Here is a 17,409-nt window from a genome sequence, read left to right as displayed (position 1 = left end):
CGCTTCAGGTGAAGCGGCCGCCGATCAACTGGCTCCACTGCTCGCCCGCAAGCCCGTTCAGAAAGACCTGCGCGTTCTTCATGGCATCCAGAAGCTCGGGATCGCGTGAATGCACGACGGTCGAGGCGACCGGTATGAAGGCTATGCGTCTTACAAGCATGGCCTCCAGAAGTGCGGGCTGGACGCGGCCGCGCAAGCCGGAGACACCGCGCCGGGCGGCATGCTCGACCAGGCAATCGATCACCGGCCCGGCCTGGCCGGGAAGAGCGAGGACCTGCAGCACGCGGCCGATCCCGTCCGGTCGCGCGTAATAGGCGAAAGCGCCGACATTGGCGCCGTTCGGCGATGCCACCGACACGTAGACAAGCTCTCCGAAATCCGGCTTTTGCGCCGCATCGCCCAGAATATGGTTGAGCTGACCTTCCGCCCACTGCGGACGTAGCGGAGATTGGGCGCAAAGCGGCTCCAGCAGCCCCGCAAAGCTGCCGCTGTCGATCTCGGAGGTCCGAAATGCCCCCCGGCTCGATGCGTTGGCGACGACGCCGGTCCAGCGTCGTTGACGGCCCTTCATTTTGCGAAGGTAGAGCCGGTCGACGATCCGGGCGAGCGGGTTGAACATCCAGGCAAGCTTCATGTGATTGGCAAAAAGGCTGAGCATGAAGGTCGCCGGCCGCATCACGCGAACCCAGTCAAGGCTGTATTGCGGCAGCACCACGCCGCGAAGCCGCGTCCACAGTTTCACGGACGTATCATTGGCGGTTTCGCTGAAGGAGATGTCCTGCGGACCATCGAGGAAGGCCTTCAACAGGCGGGCACCGGCCATCGGATCGGTCTCGTGATCCTCGACCATCAGCGAGCTGCAGATGGCAGCGTAGAGCTGCCGGCCGTTGAATTTCATCGGCAGCGCATGAACGCCGACGAACCCGGAAACCTGGCCGGCGTCATTGACATGGACAAGCGAACGGAGCCCGCTGCCCCAGTCGGGTGCGTCCAGATAAAACCGCCTCATGTAATCGACGAGGGAGGCCGGCGCTGGCCCCCGCTTCTTGCGCAGCATGCGTTGAAACATGCCCGCGACGGCCGCAAGGTCGGCCTGATCGAGGGCGCGGACGACGCTCACGCCGGGCTCCCGGTTCCGGGAACCCGGCCACCATGTTTGCGCGCCATGGCGACACGGGGCTGGCCGTCGGCCGTCACGGCAAAGGTTGGGGTTTCGTAGGATTTCGTTCTCGATAAAAGGGTTGCTATCTGCCGATCTTGACCTTCGCCGAACTCAAACAGCAGCCATCCGCCTGGCTTGAGGAAAGCTGCGGCATCCCGGACCAGCCTTTGGAGGATCGAAATACCGTAAGGGCGGCCGCCGAAAGCTTCCCGAGGTTCGTTCTCCAACAGATGCGCGCTTTCGCTATCGAGACGGGACGACGAAATATAGGGCGGGTTGCACACGACCATGTCGGCAGCGCCGTGGAGGCCGTCCCCCTCGATCGCGGCAAATAGGTCGCCTTGCCGGACCTTGATCCTGTCCTGCAGGGCGAGGCGCACAACATTGCGGCGGGCAAGCGAAACCGTGCTGTCGGTCAGGTCCGCCGCCCATGGCCGAGCCCGAGGACATTCGCTGACGATGCCCACGGCAAGATTGCCGCTGCCGCAGCACATGTCGATCAGGATCGTTTCGTGCGCCTGTTCGCCAAGAATGGCCGCGGCCGTCCGGCCAAGCAGTTCCGTTTCGGCTCGCGGCACCAGAACGTCAGGCGCGAGTTCCAGCTCAACCCGCATGAGGCGGTGCAATCTCGGCCAATTGCGATCGTTTGCACGGCCGGCAGGAAGGCTGTGATGCTGCGGCAAGGAAATTCCCTATGCTGAGGGGATGAAACGCGGGTTCCCTGTTGTTACCAACTCTGGGTAAACTGATATTAAATATCATGATTGGATTGGGAGTAACCGGCCTATGTTGGCGGCGTCCTGTCTCATCGATGGCGAATTCCTGTGCCGCCGCAAGCCGATCCATGCGCTAATTCAGAGCAACGCCTCGTACCGGTCTCCGATCTTTTCAATTTCGAAATCCGCCGCCCTGCTTTTCAGGATCGCGGCGGTTGTCGGCTGGTCGAGCATTCCGGCCATCGCCACTGCCAGGGCCGCAGCATCGCCGACCGGCACCAGGGCGCCGAAGCGGCCGTCATCAAGTATTTCGCGCGGGCCGTGCGGCGCGTCCGTGGCGACCACCGGAATCCCCGCTGCCATGGCCTCGACCAGAACATTGCCAAAGCCCTCGCTGGTCGATGATAGGACGAACAAGTCAGCTACGGCGTAGCAGGCCGCCGGATCATTGACATAGCCCGCAAACAGAACGTCTGCGCCGATACCGGATTCTTCGGCATAGGCGCGCAGCTCGTCGGCCAGCGGACCCTCGCCGAAGATGACAAGCCGAGCCCGGCGGCCGGCGCGCAGCACAGCGAAGGCCCGCAGCAACGTCCAATGATCCTTAACCGGCACCAGGCGTCCGGCGGTGATGATGACGGGGCCGTCGCCCAGCGCCGCGAGCTCTGCCTGCCAGGCGTAGGAGCGTTGCTGGGATGCCGCAGCCGGCGGCAGCGGGTTGTTGATGACCACGACCTTGGATTTCGGGAAGCCTCGGGCCACAAGATCGCCGCCGACACCCTCAGAAACCGCGATGGCTCTGGTGGCGCGGGCCGCAACCAGGGCCGAAAGCCAGACCGCCATTTTCGCGCCAAGGCTGCCGGAAGGCAGTGAGGCGGCGGCGTGGAAACTCGGGAAGAACCGCGCCCTGCTTCCCGCGAGGGAAAGCGCCAACGCCACGACCAGATTGGCGAATTCCGGGGCGCTGTAGATCGCGTCGGGAGAAAGGCGGCCAAGCAGGCCCGCGCTTCGCACGATGCCTTTCAGTGTCGCCCACTTGCCATAACCCTCGCCGCGAATGAGGAGGCCGAAATCGACCAGATGTACGGCAGGCGAAAGCAGGGCGGCATTGGGCCCCTGCGCGTTCCAGGTAAAAAGCGTGACGTTGTGGCCGCGCGATGCCAGTTCGTTCGCCATCAGGACGAACACGCGCTCGGCGCCGCCGCCCCTGAGGCTGGCAATGTGAAAGACAATCCGCTTCGCCATTTCAGGCGCGGCTGGCAATGACATCCGGGCGGTTCGGCGGAAGCCGCATGTCGCGCACGATACCCAGGGTAATGGCGAGCAACATGCCGAGGATCATGCCGCCAATGGCCCCCAGGCCGATCATCACGACGGTGCGCGGGGGCCATGAACGGCCCTTTGGCGGCACTGCGGTGGAAATCACCTGCACATTGGTGCTGTCGATCTGTTCGCGCTCGGTTATCTGGCGTGCCCGCGACAGGAAGCTCTCATAGATAGCCGTCTTCGACGCGGCGTCACGTTCAAGCTCACGCAAGGCGACCTCGGAATCGCTATCCGAGAACACGTTGCCCTTCAAGTCATTCATCTTGGCATTGAGGGAGGCCGACGAGGTTTTGGCGGCATCGAGATTGACCTTCGCCAAGCGCAGGGTGCGCGCGTATTCGGCGCTGAGTTGCGCGCTGACCGTGTTGTACTCCGTCTTAAGCCTGACGATCGACGGATGACGGGGGCCAAAGGTCATCGACTGCGAATCGATCTGCTGGCGCAGGCCGTTGGCCGTTGCGCGCAGCGCCACAAGCGCCTCCGACGTGGCGGGACCGGAATTGGTGCCGTTTGCGCCGGCGGCAAGCAGGGCGTCGTAACTTGCCTGCGCGGCGATGACGCGCGATTGCGTCTCCACGATCTGGCCGTTGAGCTGGGTCATGGTTTGCGAGGAAACAAGCTGCCCATTGCTGGTGGCCAGATTGTGGCTGCGCCTATAGGCCTCGACCTTCTCTTCGGCCGCCTGCACATCGCTCTTGAGCTGGCCCAGCCGCCCGTCCAGCGCGGCCGCGGCACGGCTGGCGCCGGAAGCCTCGGCGCTGGCCAGCTCTTCCTGGAAAGTCTTGACGATATCCTGCGAAATCAGGATCGCCTTAGCGGGGGTTTCCGCCGATACCATCAAGGTCGTGACAAACGACTTTTCATCCGCGATGCTGCTAACCCGTTCCGCCAGGTTCTTCAGGGCGGTAAGCTTTGGGTCGGGTTTGGCGCCGTCCGTCCCTGTGCGGCTTCGGTCCGCGTCGAAGAACTCCGGGTCACTGGCCAGGTCAAGATCGTCTACAACACGTGAAAGCACGCTGCCCGAGGTCAAGATGCGCTCTTTGCTGCGCGCGCTGAGCAGCTGTCCATCGACCTGGGCCGATTGCGGGTAAAGATCATTCGGAACAACCTGAAGATTGGCGGGATTGATGAGGATGTCCGTGGTCACGGTGTAGCGCTGCTTGCTCAGCAGAGCGTAGGCACCGCCGATGATCCCGCCGGCTATTGCCAGCAGGCATACCAGAGCGAGGCCGGCGCGCAGCCAGACAAACAGACGCCCGAAATCGAGTTCGAGAAAGGTTCCGATCTTGTTGAGCGTCACCGTCGTGACGGGCTCGGCTACAGGCGGCGCCACGGGTGCAGGCGACACAGGGGCCGACGTTACAGGGGCCGACGTTACAGGGGCCGACGTTACAGCGGGTGCCGCCGCATGTGCCATGATCGGCGCGGTTTGTTGCGGCTTTGGCCTGCTGGCGCGCCGCGCATTTTCGATCCGTTCATAGGGGCTAATGCCGGCGGCGGCCGCGGCTGGAGGAGGACCGGAAGCGGCGGACATCATGCTAACCCTTTAATATTCAATACGCACAGCCTGCTTTACGGAAACATCGTTAACATTTCATTTTCCAGGCGTGTCAGGCGCGTTCCGGAACAGCGACCTATCCACCCTTGGTCGGTATTCTGCCACGCCCGTCGTAGCCTGGCAAAGCGTGCAGGCGTTTCAAATGGAAATACAAGAGGTCGTCGCGAGGGCACCCGCAAGGAGCGGGCTTGGCGTCATGTCGCTGTTGATGCTGGTTGGCCTTGAAGGGGCGTGCCGGTTTGGCGCCCATCCGGCTTTCGATAAGCGAGCAACAAGATGACGAGCAGCATGATATCCGGCGCCTTCGAAGAAAGGGCATTGTTTGACAATGCCGCGAGAATGGACGCGGCCGCTGCGATATGGGCGGCCCGAGGCGTATTGCGCAGGAGCTTGAAAAGGAACCGGAAGAAAGCAAACGCGAAGAGCAAGGCGATCGGCAGGCCAAACAAAAGCGTAAGAACGACCGGCGTGCTTTCGATGAAGGGGAGGTTGAGCTTTTCGTTGACGATCTTCAACAACTCGTTGGGATTCATGCCAAGCAGGATGTCCCTCCATTCAACGAACTTGAATACATCGTAGATCTTGACGCGCGCATCGTAATTTTGATCAAAGAGCGTATTGCTGAAGCGGTTCAGCAGCCCCGCCGAAAAGAGTATCGCAATCAGTATGGCGCCACCGGCCAGCGTCAGCATCAGCACCAGGAGTTTGGCCTGGCGTTGATGTCTGGGTGACAAGTCCGGCCAAGGCAGGAACACGAGCAGGAACAGGATCTCGCCGCAAGCGAGCAGCAGGGCGGTGCGCGCGCCCGAAGCGGCCGTGCCGATGAAGAGAATGAAGATGCAAAGCGCGCACACCCAGATACGCCACCGCGTCAATGCAACGAAACCTATGGCGGTGGTGCAAAGCGCGCCCAGCGCCAGCGGATGGGCCGACAGTCCGATCGGCCGAAAGTCCAGCTCAACGAGGGGATAGGGCAGGAATCGATGCTGGGTGACGGCCTCGATCGTTCCGATGATGGCGCTGAGGACAATCATGCCGACGATGACATTGCCAAGCGCCCTGCGCACATGGTCACCCAGGGCAAGCATGATCATCGCCGCGGCACAAGAGACCAGATAGGAATCGATTATGAAGCCGGCCGAGCCGGCACGGCCTATCACGAAGAGATAAGGCACCAGCCACAACAGCAGCAGCGAATATAACAATGTCGCCTTGAACAGCCTGACTTCATCGCCTTCGAGCCGAATTGGCCGGGTCGTGGCGATGACGACAAGCAGCAGAAAGATGGCATAGGTCCCGATATGCAGCTTTTCGGGAAACGACCCCCCCTCCGTCGAATAGGACATCACCATATTCATCAATTGCGGAGAGATGGTCGAGCGGAGCAGGAAAGCGAAGGCCGCGAGGAGAAAGAACAGGAGTGTGAGGGCGTCTTGGCGGCTGGCCTGCGCGGTCACGAACTGTTGCTCTGTGGGGGTGACACTCACGATTATCTGACCAGCGTTGCGGCTTGCGATTGAGATGGCAGGGGACGAACGCACCCCCGGGTACATTTTCCTGCAAGAACGTAAAGGAATATGGATAACCCGATCTTAACAGTGGCGATGCCCGGCATGGGCTATTTCATGAAGTCGGTAACCCACACTTAATTGGCCGGTCGTATTGATGGCGATGCTTTGCACGGCGTCCGACGCGCTGCCTGTGGACGGCACAATGGCATCAGGCGCCGGCAAAGCGCAGGAGATCAAGGTGAAGAAGTTCTATTCGATTCAGTATCTTCGCGCCTGCGCCGCCTTGCTGGTTCTGTTCGCACACGCCTTTTCCTATCAGATTGGCGTGGACAATCTGATTATTGTGACGGCGGGCCGCCTGGGCGTCGTTCTGTTCTTTGTCATCAGCGGTTTCATAATGGTCCATATTACGGGAGATGGTCCGTTTTCCGCTGCCACCTTCCTGAAACGCCGAGCAATCCGGATCATCCCCCTTTACTGGCTTTTCACCAGCCTCGCCGCGGTTCTGGCGGCGCTCGCGCCAAGTCTCTTCCAGAAGACCGTCTTTACGTGGCCCCACTATCTTCAGTCGCTCCTCTTCATTGTTCACGAAGCGCCTGGACGGGATAGCGCCAGTCCAATCCTCTCACTCGGCTGGACGCTCAATTACGAGGTGTTTTTCTATATCGCTTTTGCGGTGTTCGCATTCCTGTCCGTGACCTCGCGCGTATTTGTGCTGACGGTCTTTTTCATTACGATGTGGATAGCCGGGCTGTGGCTGGCTCCCACCAACCCTGTTATCCAGTTCTATCTCAACCCTTCTCCGGTGGCATTCGTCATCGGTATGTGGATAGGGCGGCGCTATTTGGACGGTGATTTCACTTCCGACATACGCCATGCTTGGATATTCGGCGTAATGACCGCTGCGGGCGGGGTGCTTTCATTCGTCGATGACGGTACGCCGCTCTTGGGTCAGATCAGCTTCGCGGGACAAGCAATGTGGGCGGCGGGCCTGCTTCATCTCAGCCTCATTCTGGAGCCGAAACTCAAGCACTGGAGCCTTCTCGAGCAGTTGGGCGACGCTTCCTACGCGCTTTATCTGTCGCATATCTTCGTGATCGGCGCTGTGGCGTACCTGGCCAGACGCACCGTCGGATACGAGCATCCGACAACGGTATTGTTGGTGTCGGTGGTCAGCATCGTGGCAGCCTGCCTCGTCAGTCTGGTGATTTACGAGATGATCGAGAAGCCGATTCTTCAGACCCTGAACGGCAGAAGGAAGACGAGAAACACACCGCTTCCTCATATTGCCACGGAGAACAAATAAGCAGGCCAAGCAACGGGACGGTCACGGCTTTCAGCGCTTCAGTCAGCCCGCGCTGTCCACGACCTCGACATTGCCGGCGCGGTTAAGCGTATGAATGCCCGTGCGTGCCCATGCCGGACCCGCGCCGATCGGCCGGGGCGAGGCGAAGCGGACATCGGACGCGTCGAGTCGCTCAAGCTGCATCAGCCCCAGACCACCGCCATAGGCCCTCGATCCGTTCTGCACCGGCAGCACCAGGGCATCGTCCTGGCGGATAAAGGCGCCGCCCGGCCGGGTGGCCGAATGATCGACGGCAATGGGATTGAGCGGATGGGCGACCCATGGCCCGCGCAGCGAGGGCGCGCAATAGACCGCCATCGTGTCCGATGCGCTGCCGTAGCCGAACCGCTCCGTTCCAACCAGCCAGAAGCGACCGTCGGATTCGAGCAGCGTCGCGTCGTTGAAATCCCTGTCCGTCATCAGCACCGTGTCGCGGACCCAGCGGTCGGGAAACTGCGCGGCGCGATAGAGCACAAGTTCGCGAGCCGAACCACTTTCGGGGATCATGAAAATCTCGCCATCGTGTGCGAACACCTGCGGATACGACAGGTGGTGCGCTTCCTCCAATACAACCCTTGGAACACCGAAAGTGCCATCGTCACCGAGCTCGGCGACGGAAATCACGCCGCGACTCGTCGCGTAGGGGAATTCCTCGACAAACAGATGATGGCGGCGGTCGGCCTCGAAGACGAACGGGTCGGCATAGAAGCGTTGGCCATCGTCCGGCAGGACTGTGAACGGTTTGCCGTCGAGTTGCCCGGTTTCGGCGATGCCTGGTCCGTCGATCACCCGATAGGCAACCTGCCAATAGAAGGGGCGTCGTCCCCGCCTGATTTTTTGCACGGCGCGATCGATCAAAGCCCTGCCAAAAAAGGGCACATAGTGTCGAACAAAACTGTCGTTCTTCAGGATCGGCACCGGGTTGTCGCTTACCGGCACAAGCTTGCCCGCAAAGAAGCGGGCGACGGTTTGCATGATCAGCGACATGGCGCCGGCGAGCAGGTCGTTGCAGCTTCGAGATAGCCAGAGCCTGTCTGCCAGCATCGGTCTAGCCTGGGCCACGACAACGCCATCGAGGCGAGCGCCAAGTTCAGGCAATTGTCCGCTCGCCAACATTGCGGCAACGCCGGCTGGAAAGCTGTTGCGACCGCAAAATTCGAGCCTCAGGACTGGCGCGTCTTGCCCCGTTGCGCTGGCAGTGAGATCTATGACGAGGTCCGGAGGGCCGCGATCGATGGGCGGCAACGGCTCGGACTGGCCCGCCAGCGAGGGACCGAAACGCCGGCTCTCGATCGCCAAGACAGTGTCCAGCCCCCGAGCGGTTGGCGCCGGCGCCGGCGCGTGGCAACTCGAGACCCCATAACCTGCCGCACCCAACCGCATGAAAAGCTCATTTTCCCAGCGCCGGGATGCGACGGCGTGGCCGATGATTAAAATATTAGTCAACCCAAGTTATTCTCGTTAAAGCAAAAAATGGCTTTGCTCTGGTATCTTTCCCCACAGTTCCTGGCAAGGGTTGCCCAAGGGGGGCTGCGGACTCTAGCGTTAATCATACGTTAATTTTTTTGAATACGAAGGCGGTTCAGGGCGCTATTGTTAGGCTGAAAGCACATGTCAGCCGGGCGCCCACGCTTTCGGTGACCAGGGTCAACCATGAACGCCGTTTCACATCCGAACTTGCCCTCAAGGCGAAAACTGCTGATCGTGTTCGGCACGAGGCCGGAGGCGCTCAAATGTTTTCCGGTGGCGCGGGCCGCGCTCGCCCATCCAGGCTTCACCACGGAAATATGTGTGACGGGCCAGCATCGCGAGATGGTCAATCAGGTCATTGAACTGACGGGCCTGCCGGTGCACTACGATCTCAACATCATGCAGCCAGGTCAGACGTTGTTCGACGTGACCTCGCGCGTGCTCCTCGGAATGGCGGGGGTGCTGGAGAAGGCGAAGCCGGACATCGTCGTCGTCCAGGGCGACACAACCACCGCGATGACCGCGGCTCTAGCTGCCTTCTACAAGCGGATTCCGGTTGCCCATATCGAGGCGGGATTACGCAGCCACAACATCAACTCTCCCTTTCCGGAGGAACTGAACCGCAAGATTGCCGGCAACATCGCCACCTGGCATTTTGCGCCGACCACCGAGGCGCGCGACAATCTCATCGCCGAAGGAAAGGCTGCGAACACCATCTTCGTAACCGGCAATACCGTGATCGACACGCTGCTGCATTTCTCCAGCGAGATCGATGCCGACAAGCTGATGAACGCCAAGCTCGCCGCTCGTTTCCCCTTCATCGATCCGACCAAGAAAATGATACTCGTCACCGGTCATCGCCGTGAGAATTTCGATGGCGGCATCCAGAGAATCTGCACCGCGCTGAAGGCATTGTCGGCGCGCAGGGATGTGCAGATCATCTACCCGGTCCATCCCAACCCGAATGTGCGCTCCGTGGTCGAGGCCGAAATCGGGACGGTGCCGAACATCCACCTGATCGACCCGCAGGACTATTTGCCGTTCCTGTACCTGCAGAAACAGAGCTACCTGGTGTTGACCGACAGCGGCGGCGTGCAGGAAGAGGCGCCTTCACTCGGCAAGCCGGTGCTGGTGATGCGGGAAAACACGGAGCGACCCGAAGGGATCGCCGCTGGTACTGCCCGGCTGGTCGGCACCGATATCGAAAAAATTCTGGCCAATGCCAATAGCCTGCTCGATGATGAGAGCGTCTATCGCGGCATGGCGGAGAGGCACAATCCATACGGCAATGGCCAAGCTGCGAGCCGGATCGTTGAGGAATTGCTGAATCATGGCTGAAATCAAAACCGTTTCCGTTATCGGCATGGGCTATATCGGCCTGCCGACCTGTGCCATTTTTGCCAGCCGCGGACTCGATGTCATCGGTGTCGATATCAACGAGGCGGTGGTCGCGAAGGTCAACCGCGGCGAAATCCACATCATCGAACCGGACCTGGATGGTTTGATCCAGAAAGTCGTCGCCAATGGCAAGCTCAAGGCATTCAGTACGCCTCAGCCGGCCGATGCCTATATTATCGCCGTTCCAACTCCGATCACCCCGGACCGCAAGCCGGATGTCAGCTACGTGCTTGCGGCAGCGCGAAGCATCGCTCCGGTGCTAAAACGGGACGACCTGGTGGTGCTGGAATCAACATCGCCGGTCGGTACGACGCGTGTCATGACAGCGCTGCTCGCGGAACTGCGACCCGATCTCAAATTTCCCGTCGCACATGGCGAGGAAGCTGACGTCCTGGTCGCCTACTCTCCCGAGCGCGTGCTGCCGGGAAAGGTGCTGACGGAACTGATCAACAATGATCGCTCGATCGGCGGGCTGTCCCGAAAGTCTTCGGAGCGGACAGCGGCACTCTATTCAAGCTTCGTCGCCGGCGACCTGTTCATAACCCAGGCCGAAAGCGCGGAACTGGTTAAGCTGACCGAAAATGCGTTCCGCGATGTCAATATCGCCTTCGCCAATGAGCTTGCGGCGGTGTGCCAGGATCTGTCGCTCAACGTCTGGGAGGTAATCGATCTCGCCAACCGGCATCCTCGCGTGAACATCCTGCAGCCGAGCCCGGGCGTGGGCGGCCACTGCATTGCGATCGATCCGTATTTTATCATCGACGCCGCACCGAACAATACGCGGCTGATCAGTTCGGCACGGCGCATCAATTCCGAGCGACCCTTGTCGGTGGTCAGGGACATCGAGGCATTGCTCGACCCGACCCGCAAGCAGACGATCGCCTGTCTTGGCCTCAGCTTCAAACCCAATATCGACGATATGCGCGAGAGCCCGGCTGTCGAGGTTGTTAAGCTTCTGTCCAAGATTCCCAATATCAAGATCGTCGCTGCCGAGCCCAATGCGCGTCAGTTGCCACACGAGCTCGAGGGCAGCGGCGTCATGTTCACCGATGCACTTTCCGCTATTGACCAATCCGATATCGTCGTCCTGCTGGTCGACCATCGACAATTCAATCTGATCGATCCCGAAGCGCTCAAGGACAAGAAGCTCGTCGACACACGGGGCCTGTGGACCTGGCGCAAGGCGCGCAAGCCCGACGCCCGCATCGAAGGCAAGAAATCCGAAATGGAACGCTCGCAGTCTCTCGCTCGCACCGGAGAAGCGGCATGAACTCGCATGACCCGGCATGGGCGCAACACTCCCTATTGGCATCACGCCGCCGCGAGTTTCTCGGTGCGACCATCCATGCGCTGACCATGGCCGAGACGCTGGCCATCGCAGACGAGGCGATGGCGACGCGGCGGCCGCTTCATCATGTTGTCGTGAACGTCGCCAAGCTTGTGAACATGCGCAAGAATGCCGAACTGCGCGAGGATGTCGTCGGGGCGGATATGGTCAATGTCGACGGCAAAGGCGTGCTTTGGGGCGCACGGCTCTGCGGCGTCGACTTGCCGGAGCGTGTGACGGGCGTCGACGTCATGATCAACCTGCTTGCGCTGTGCGCCAGGCGTGGCTATCGCCCCTACCTTCTGGGCGCTGAACAGCACATTCTCGACGCAGTTGAAAGCCGACTTGCCAGAGATCATCCGAGCCTGGCCATTGCCGGCAGGCGCAATGGGTATTTCAAGGCGGACGAAGAGGCCGCGATCGTCGAGGCCATCAACGCTTCAGGTGCCGACTGCCTGTTTGTGGCGATGCCGACGCCGAGCAAGGAGCGCTTTCTCAAGCGCTATCGCGACGTACTCGCTCCGAGTTTCGTCATGGGCGTGGGCGGCAGCTTCGACGTCTATGGTGGAAAGGTCGCCCGGGCACCGAAACTGGTTCAGGCGGCCGGCCTGGAGTGGCTGTTCCGCGTGGCCCAGGAGCCGCGACGCTTGTGGCGCCGCTACTACGATACCAACACCGCCTATGCACTGCTGCTGTGGCGTGAGTTCTGGTCTCGCCGGGGACGCCGAAACGTCAATCCGTAGGCTCGCGACTTTCAGACAAGCATGCCTCATAGCGCGGGATTTATGCGATCCGGAGCCGTGCCCTTAGCTTGCCGATGAACTGCGTCACGGCCGCGGGGTGAAACAACCAGGTCAGTCCCAGGAAAGCCGCAGCGCCGGCGACGCCGCCCGCCGCGAGCGGAAAGATCGCCGGCATATAGCCCAGCGCAGTGCCGGCAAGGCTGGCGGCCAATCCGGTGCAGATAGAAATGATGACTGAGACAGCGATGTCGCGCCAGGGCACCGGCACCGGCGTGAGCCTCTCGGCGATGACGATGCAGGCTGCAAGACCTGCCAGCGACCCGCCCGCCAACGCCAACGCCGCGCCAACCTCCGCCATGGTGGGAATCAACAGAAAAGACAGTGAAATCGTTGCCACCGAGCCGAAGGAATTGGCGATGATCAGCAACCACGGCCGCTTATGTGCGTGCACCACGACGCCATAAACGAAGCTTGTGAGATTGGCACAAAGAACGCTGAAGGCGATGATCGGGAACAGCAGGCCGAAGCGACCATGATATTCCGCGGGCAGCAGGAGTCGCGTGATGTCGCCGCTGAGCGCGATAAGCATTGCTGCGACCGGCAGGCAAAGGCGTATCATCAAGGCCATGAGTTGCGACAACAACCGCCCGGACGCCTCGGATCCCTCTTCGTCGAAGCGGCTGACCACTTCTGGAAATGCGCCCATGTTGATTGCGTTGGCGACCATATCGATCGGCTGCCGAGCCAATGCGTAGGCGGCTGCGAAGACGGCCACCGCGCCGGCATCGTAGTAGAGCTTGAGGAAGACGCGTTCAGCGCTGTTGAGACCGAAACCGACCAGCGCCATGATGACCAGGGGCACGCCGAGGGCAAAAAACTCCTTGTGGGTGAAGCGCGGCGGGCCGCCAATAACGCGCCCGGATGCCACCACGCACGCCACGATGCCGGCAATCAGCACGGCGAGGCTCGAGCCGAGCGATACCGTCAGAAACGAGCGTTGGAAGATAAGGATGGCGGCGATCGGCAAGGCGAGTTGCAGCAGGCCGCGCAGATATTCAAGCATCGAATAGAGGGAATGACGCTGCTGCATTTGCAGCACCGTCAACGCGAACCGGCTGATGGAGCCGGCAATCAGATAGCTGCAGACGGCGATTGCAAATTCGATCCAGCGCTCCGGCACGATCACCGCCGAGGCGATCACGGATATGATCAGGGCCAGCACCGTGGTGACAAGCAATACCTGTCCGGCAAGCATCAGGCTGCCACGGCTGACGTCGCCTTTTCCGCCAAGCCGCAACAAGGCAATGCGCAGCCAGTTGGTAACGGCAACATCCGTCATTTCGCCCACGGTGACCACCAGGGTCAGCAGGCCATACTCCGTCTGGTCGATCAGCCGCGTCATGACGACCAGCAGGAGCAGAGCGGAAACCCGCGTCAGCAGAATAGCTGGGCCATAGATGAGTGTGGAACGGAGCAGCAAAGGGTTGTTCCCGGAAAATTTGCCGTCGATTAATCGTTGACCGACGGGAATTCCAGCACGATGACGGCAAAGGGTGAACGGATACAGTTTGAACCAAAAGATTTGTCGTAAATCTTTTTTGGAACCTTTGCTTTACGGTCACCCGGCATCCGCAATCCAAATGGTGTCATGTTGCAGCGTCTCGCCCACAATAGAAAAATACATGTCCTGGTCGCAACGCCCTCGGGCGTTTCGGGACAAGGCGGCATCGACCGGATCATGGGGGCGCTGAAGCAGGAGTTCGAACGGCAAGAGATCGCCGACATCGATCTGCGCTTTCTTTCCAGCCGTGGCCCGGGACATGTCGGGCTTTCGATCTTCTACATGCTTGGTTTTTGCGCGCGGATGCTTGCGGCCCGCCTCGACAGACGCGCCGACGTCATTCACATCAATATATCGGTCTCCGGCAGCACCTATCGCAAGATGATGATCGCCGCCTGCGCCAGGCTGTTGTCGATACCATATGTCCTTCATCTGCATGGGGCGCAGTATCAGACATTCTGGAAAGATGATCATAGTTTCATGAGCCGCCGTATCAGGGCTCTGTTCGAGCATGCCGGCCGGGTGATTGTCCTGGGGGGGCTTTGGCGCGATTTCGTCGCCAGCCGGGCACCGGCGAACGGCGGCAATATTGTCATCGTTCCCAACGCCACGGCAGTTCCTTCCCTGGCGCATGTCGGCGGAGGCGATCACGTGCACATCCTGTTCCTCGGCCGCATCGGCGAGCGAAAGGGCGTGCCGCAGTTGGGCGAGGCGCTGGAGCGGATGAAACATCTCAGGGGTTGGCGTGCCACGATCGCCGGCGATGGTGAGGTCGAGCCGGCACGAGCGAGGTCGGTCGCTCTAGGGATTGCCGACCGTATTGCTTTTCCGGGCTGGGTGGGACCTGACGAGGTCGCATCACTGATCGCTTCGGCCGATATTCTGGTGCTCCCCTCGTTCGCCGAAAATCTGCCAATGTCGGTGATCGAAGGCATGGCGGCCGGCCTGGCTGTCGTGGCCACCCCGGTTGGCGCGGTCGAGGACATCATCACCCACGAACAATCCGGTCTGTTGGTGCCGCCCGGCGATGTGGCGGCGTTGACCGAGGCGTTAACTCGGCTGGTCGAGGATACGGCGCTGCGCGCGCGGCTTGGCGCCGCCGCCATGGCGGTGCACCGGGAAAGGCTTGAGCTTGCACCGTTTGTCGACGCGATCTGCGATGTCTGGAGATCGGTCGCGTCCGAGGCGCGATCGGTCAAGCGCTGACGCTGTCCTTCATTGTCGTCACTGCGGCGGGCCAAGCGCGAATTCGCGGTGGAATATCTCCAGGTTCAAAAGCGCCCATATCAGTTTTTCGTGGTCCGCGGCGCGCTCGGCGTGCTCCCTGACAATCTGGTCCAGCTTCTTGGCGCTCAAATAGCTACGGATGACCGAATGGGACGAACACAGATGGTCCCGTACATAATCGCTCATCGGCCCGCGGAACCATTCGGCGACGGGCACCTTGAAGCCGATCTTTGGGCGGTTGAGGACCTCGTCGGGAACCATGCCGGCCATGCAGTCGCGCAGGATCTGTTTGCTGTGCAGGAAGCCCAGCCTGTAACGATCGGGCAGTTGGCTGACGAAGGAAACCAGATCGCGATCAAGGAATGGCATTCGCCCCTCGATTGAACCGGCCATCATCACTCGGTCGCCCCGTTCCAAGAGGTTGTCGGGCAACCACGATGTCTGATCAAAAAACAACACACGGCGCAGATGAGATTCCGTCACACTCGAAGAGAACGGGAAATCGTTGCAGTCATGGCCGCAAGTGGCCAACCCACCGAGGAGCGAATCGCGTTCCCGCGCCGTCATGGCTCCAAACCAGGAGATCATCCGGGTGGCAAAGTCCCGTTCACCCGCGCTTCGGGCAAATGTATCGAACTTGGCCGATGCGCCGGGCAATGCGCGCATCAAAGGGGCGAGGAGATTGTTGTGAAGCGACGCTGGAACAAGTGACCGGTAGACACCCGCCAGAGACTCTGCGCGATGTTTGGGGTAGCCGCCGAGTATCTCGTCCGCACCTTCGCCCGTAAGCACCATCTTGACGTCCTGCGAGGCTCGAACCGACATCAGGTAAATTGGAATGTCCGTACTTTGTGAAACAGGTGCCCCCCGATGGCGGACCATCTTGGGCAGATGATTCATCAGGTCATCCGCCTGGATGACGATTTCGCAATGATCGGTCTTGAAATGATCGGCGACGCGCCGGGCGAATGGAAGCTCGCTGTAAGCCTGTTCGCTGAAACCGACCGAAAACGTACGAATGGGGTTGTCGCTGTGCCTGGTCATCAGGGCAACGATTGCCGACGAGTCGAGGCCCCCGGACAGAAAGGCGCCAAACGGCGCATCACTGCGCATCCTGATCTCGACAGAACGGTCGAGCAATTCCAGAAATCGCCGCTTGGCGGTTCCTGGATCGATATCCGCTGTCAGATCGGTCTGATCCGGGGGCGCATAGTAGCGCGTTTCCGTTACTTCCCCTTGCGACCACACAGCGTAGCTTCCCGGGTTGAGCTTGCGGATCTGTTTGAAAAGCGTCCGCGGTCCAGGCACGTAACGCCAGGTCAGATACTCGCGCACTCCATCCAGATCGAGCTGCTGGCCATCTGGCTGCGCAGACAACAACGCGCTGATCTCCGAGGCAAACGACAGCAAATTTCTGCCTTGCATGAGGTAAAGGGGTTTTTTTCCAAAGGGGTCGCGAGCGAGGATCAATTCGCGCCGTTGAGCGTCCCACAGCGCAAAAGCGAACATCCCGCTCAATCGGTCGAACATGGCCAGGCGCCACTGGTCATAAGCCCTGAGCAGCACTTCCGTGTCGGAGCGTGTGCGAAAACGGTGGCCGAGACCGATCAACTCCTCACGCAACTCGATGTAGTTGTATATTTCGCCGTTGAAAATAATCCGGAGCCGTCCGTCCTCGGTCTGCATCGGCTGATTTGAATCGGCGTTTAAGTCAATAATCGCCAGGCGGCGATGCACCAATGCCAACTGGTCCTCGCCTGTGTTCAGGTCCAGGAGTTCGATGCCTTCGGCATCGGGACCACGATGCTGCAAGGCATTCGACATCCCGGCGGCCCGATCTTGTGGCTTCTCGACCCTGCGCCCAATCCAGCCGGCAATTCCGCACATTCTTTCCCTTGGCCCTCTTTCCCTTGTTTGCGTATGATCGAGGACACCAATCTACAGCGAATATATTAAATAGCTGCTCGGTGGAGTGATTTTAAAACTGAGCCTGATTTGGTTCGATCAGGCCCTCTCGGCTGCAACTGGAGACGACAGTCCTTGGGTTTCACGCGATTGATCGCCA

13 protein-coding genes are annotated in these 17,409 nt (G+C 60.4%); 5 read left to right on the top strand and 8 right to left on the bottom strand.

Annotated elements, in window-relative coordinates; translation table 11 throughout:
- Positions 1-4: 4 nt before the first annotated feature.
- The 5 genes from NLY36_RS08885 to NLY36_RS08865 all read right to left on the bottom strand — a co-directional run bounded on the left by NLY36_RS08885 (position 5) and on the right by NLY36_RS08865 (position 6,219).
- Positions 5-1,120 carry a hypothetical protein gene (locus NLY36_RS08885; RefSeq protein WP_023734999.1) on the bottom strand — a complete coding sequence of 372 codons (1,116 nt, stop codon included), beginning with the start codon at positions 1,118-1,120 and terminating at the stop codon, positions 5-7.
- The gene (locus NLY36_RS08880) at positions 1,117-1,845 is read right to left on the bottom strand and encodes a HemK/PrmC family methyltransferase (protein ID WP_031249018.1); all 729 of its coding nucleotides are present in this window, start codon (positions 1,843-1,845) and stop codon (positions 1,117-1,119) included. The genes NLY36_RS08885 and NLY36_RS08880 overlap by 4 nt, the downstream gene beginning before the upstream one ends.
- Before the next feature lie 171 nt (positions 1,846-2,016).
- Positions 2,017-3,066 carry a glycosyltransferase gene (locus tag NLY36_RS08875; protein WP_245260176.1) on the bottom strand — a complete coding sequence of 350 codons (1,050 nt, stop codon included), beginning with the start codon at positions 3,064-3,066 and terminating at the stop codon, positions 2,017-2,019.
- A 58-nt stretch (positions 3,067-3,124) separates the two neighbouring features.
- A complete protein-coding gene (locus NLY36_RS08870) occupies positions 3,125-4,738 on the bottom strand; it encodes a GumC family protein (RefSeq protein ID WP_031197769.1) in 1,614 nt (537 codons plus the stop codon).
- A gap of 218 nt (positions 4,739-4,956) precedes the next feature.
- Positions 4,957-6,219 carry a VpsF family polysaccharide biosynthesis protein gene (locus tag NLY36_RS08865; RefSeq protein WP_023671794.1) on the bottom strand — a complete coding sequence of 421 codons (1,263 nt, stop codon included), beginning with the start codon at positions 6,217-6,219 and terminating at the stop codon, positions 4,957-4,959.
- A gap of 256 nt (positions 6,220-6,475) precedes the next feature.
- Here NLY36_RS08865 and NLY36_RS08860 point away from each other — a divergent pair, with 256 nt between their 5' ends.
- Positions 6,476-7,579 carry an acyltransferase family protein gene (locus NLY36_RS08860; RefSeq protein ID WP_198020820.1) on the top strand — a complete coding sequence of 368 codons (1,104 nt, stop codon included), beginning with the start codon at positions 6,476-6,478 and terminating at the stop codon, positions 7,577-7,579.
- A gap of 42 nt (positions 7,580-7,621) precedes the next feature.
- Here the strand turns inward: NLY36_RS08860 and NLY36_RS08855 are convergent, their stop codons facing one another.
- Complete coding sequence (locus tag NLY36_RS08855) at positions 7,622-8,662, bottom strand: glucosamine inositolphosphorylceramide transferase family protein (RefSeq protein WP_245260175.1); 1,041 nt, start codon at positions 8,660-8,662, stop codon at positions 7,622-7,624.
- Positions 8,663-9,271: 609 nt separating this feature from the next.
- Between NLY36_RS08855 and wecB the strand changes: the two genes are divergently transcribed.
- The 3 genes from wecB (at position 9,272) to NLY36_RS08840 (ending at position 12,556) form a co-directional block, all read left to right on the top strand.
- Positions 9,272-10,426 (top strand): non-hydrolyzing UDP-N-acetylglucosamine 2-epimerase, encoded by a 1,155-nt coding sequence (gene wecB, locus NLY36_RS08850; protein WP_023686302.1) that lies wholly within the window; start codon positions 9,272-9,274, stop codon positions 10,424-10,426.
- Complete coding sequence (wecC, locus tag NLY36_RS08845; protein ID WP_023686301.1) at positions 10,419-11,756, top strand: UDP-N-acetyl-D-mannosamine dehydrogenase; 1,338 nt, start codon at positions 10,419-10,421, stop codon at positions 11,754-11,756. Before wecB ends, wecC begins: the two co-directional genes overlap by 8 nt.
- Before the next feature lie 86 nt (positions 11,757-11,842).
- Complete coding sequence (locus NLY36_RS08840) at positions 11,843-12,556, top strand: WecB/TagA/CpsF family glycosyltransferase (RefSeq protein WP_245260174.1); 714 nt, start codon at positions 11,843-11,845, stop codon at positions 12,554-12,556.
- Positions 12,557-12,596: 40 nt separating this feature from the next.
- On the opposite strand, the gene NLY36_RS08835 is transcribed toward NLY36_RS08840, so the two are convergent.
- A complete protein-coding gene (locus NLY36_RS08835; protein WP_023734993.1) occupies positions 12,597-14,036 on the bottom strand; it encodes a lipopolysaccharide biosynthesis protein in 1,440 nt (479 codons plus the stop codon).
- 168 nt (positions 14,037-14,204) lie between these two features.
- Between NLY36_RS08835 and NLY36_RS08830 the strand changes: the two genes are divergently transcribed.
- Complete coding sequence (locus tag NLY36_RS08830; RefSeq protein ID WP_023671802.1) at positions 14,205-15,323, top strand: glycosyltransferase family 4 protein; 1,119 nt, start codon at positions 14,205-14,207, stop codon at positions 15,321-15,323.
- Between the two features lie 18 nt (positions 15,324-15,341).
- Here the strand turns inward: NLY36_RS08830 and asnB are convergent, their stop codons facing one another.
- The gene (gene asnB, locus NLY36_RS08825; RefSeq protein ID WP_023703936.1) at positions 15,342-17,231 is read right to left on the bottom strand and encodes an asparagine synthase (glutamine-hydrolyzing); all 1,890 of its coding nucleotides are present in this window, start codon (positions 17,229-17,231) and stop codon (positions 15,342-15,344) included.
- Positions 17,232-17,409: the final 178 nt, after the last annotated feature.

Source organism: Mesorhizobium sp. C399B (assembly GCF_030323185.1).
In the GTDB taxonomy this organism is placed as follows: Bacteria; Pseudomonadota; Alphaproteobacteria; order Rhizobiales; family Rhizobiaceae; genus Mesorhizobium.
The sequence above is the reverse complement of the archived record's forward strand: the minus strand, read 5'-3'. Positions and strand labels throughout refer to the sequence as shown.

Bases quoted from the DNA above. Each gene is read 5' to 3' on its own strand.
- wecC (WP_023686301.1), top strand. From the start codon at position 10,419: ATGGCTGAAATCAAAACCGTTTCCGTTATCGGCATGGGCTATATCGGC.
- NLY36_RS08830 (WP_023671802.1), top strand. From the start codon at position 14,205: ATGTTGCAGCGTCTCGCCCACAATAGAAAAATACATGTCCTGGTCGCA.
- NLY36_RS08855 (WP_245260175.1), bottom strand. From the start codon at position 8,662: ATGCTGGCAGACAGGCTCTGGCTATCTCGAAGCTGCAACGACCTGCTC.
- wecB (WP_023686302.1), top strand. From the start codon at position 9,272: ATGAACGCCGTTTCACATCCGAACTTGCCCTCAAGGCGAAAACTGCTG.
- NLY36_RS08870 (WP_031197769.1), bottom strand. From the start codon at position 4,738: ATGTCCGCCGCTTCCGGTCCTCCTCCAGCCGCGGCCGCCGCCGGCATT.
- asnB (WP_023703936.1), bottom strand. From the start codon at position 17,231: ATGTGCGGAATTGCCGGCTGGATTGGGCGCAGGGTCGAGAAGCCACAA.
- NLY36_RS08840 (WP_245260174.1), top strand. From the start codon at position 11,843: ATGGCCGAGACGCTGGCCATCGCAGACGAGGCGATGGCGACGCGGCGG.
- NLY36_RS08860 (WP_198020820.1), top strand. From the start codon at position 6,476: ATGGCATCAGGCGCCGGCAAAGCGCAGGAGATCAAGGTGAAGAAGTTC.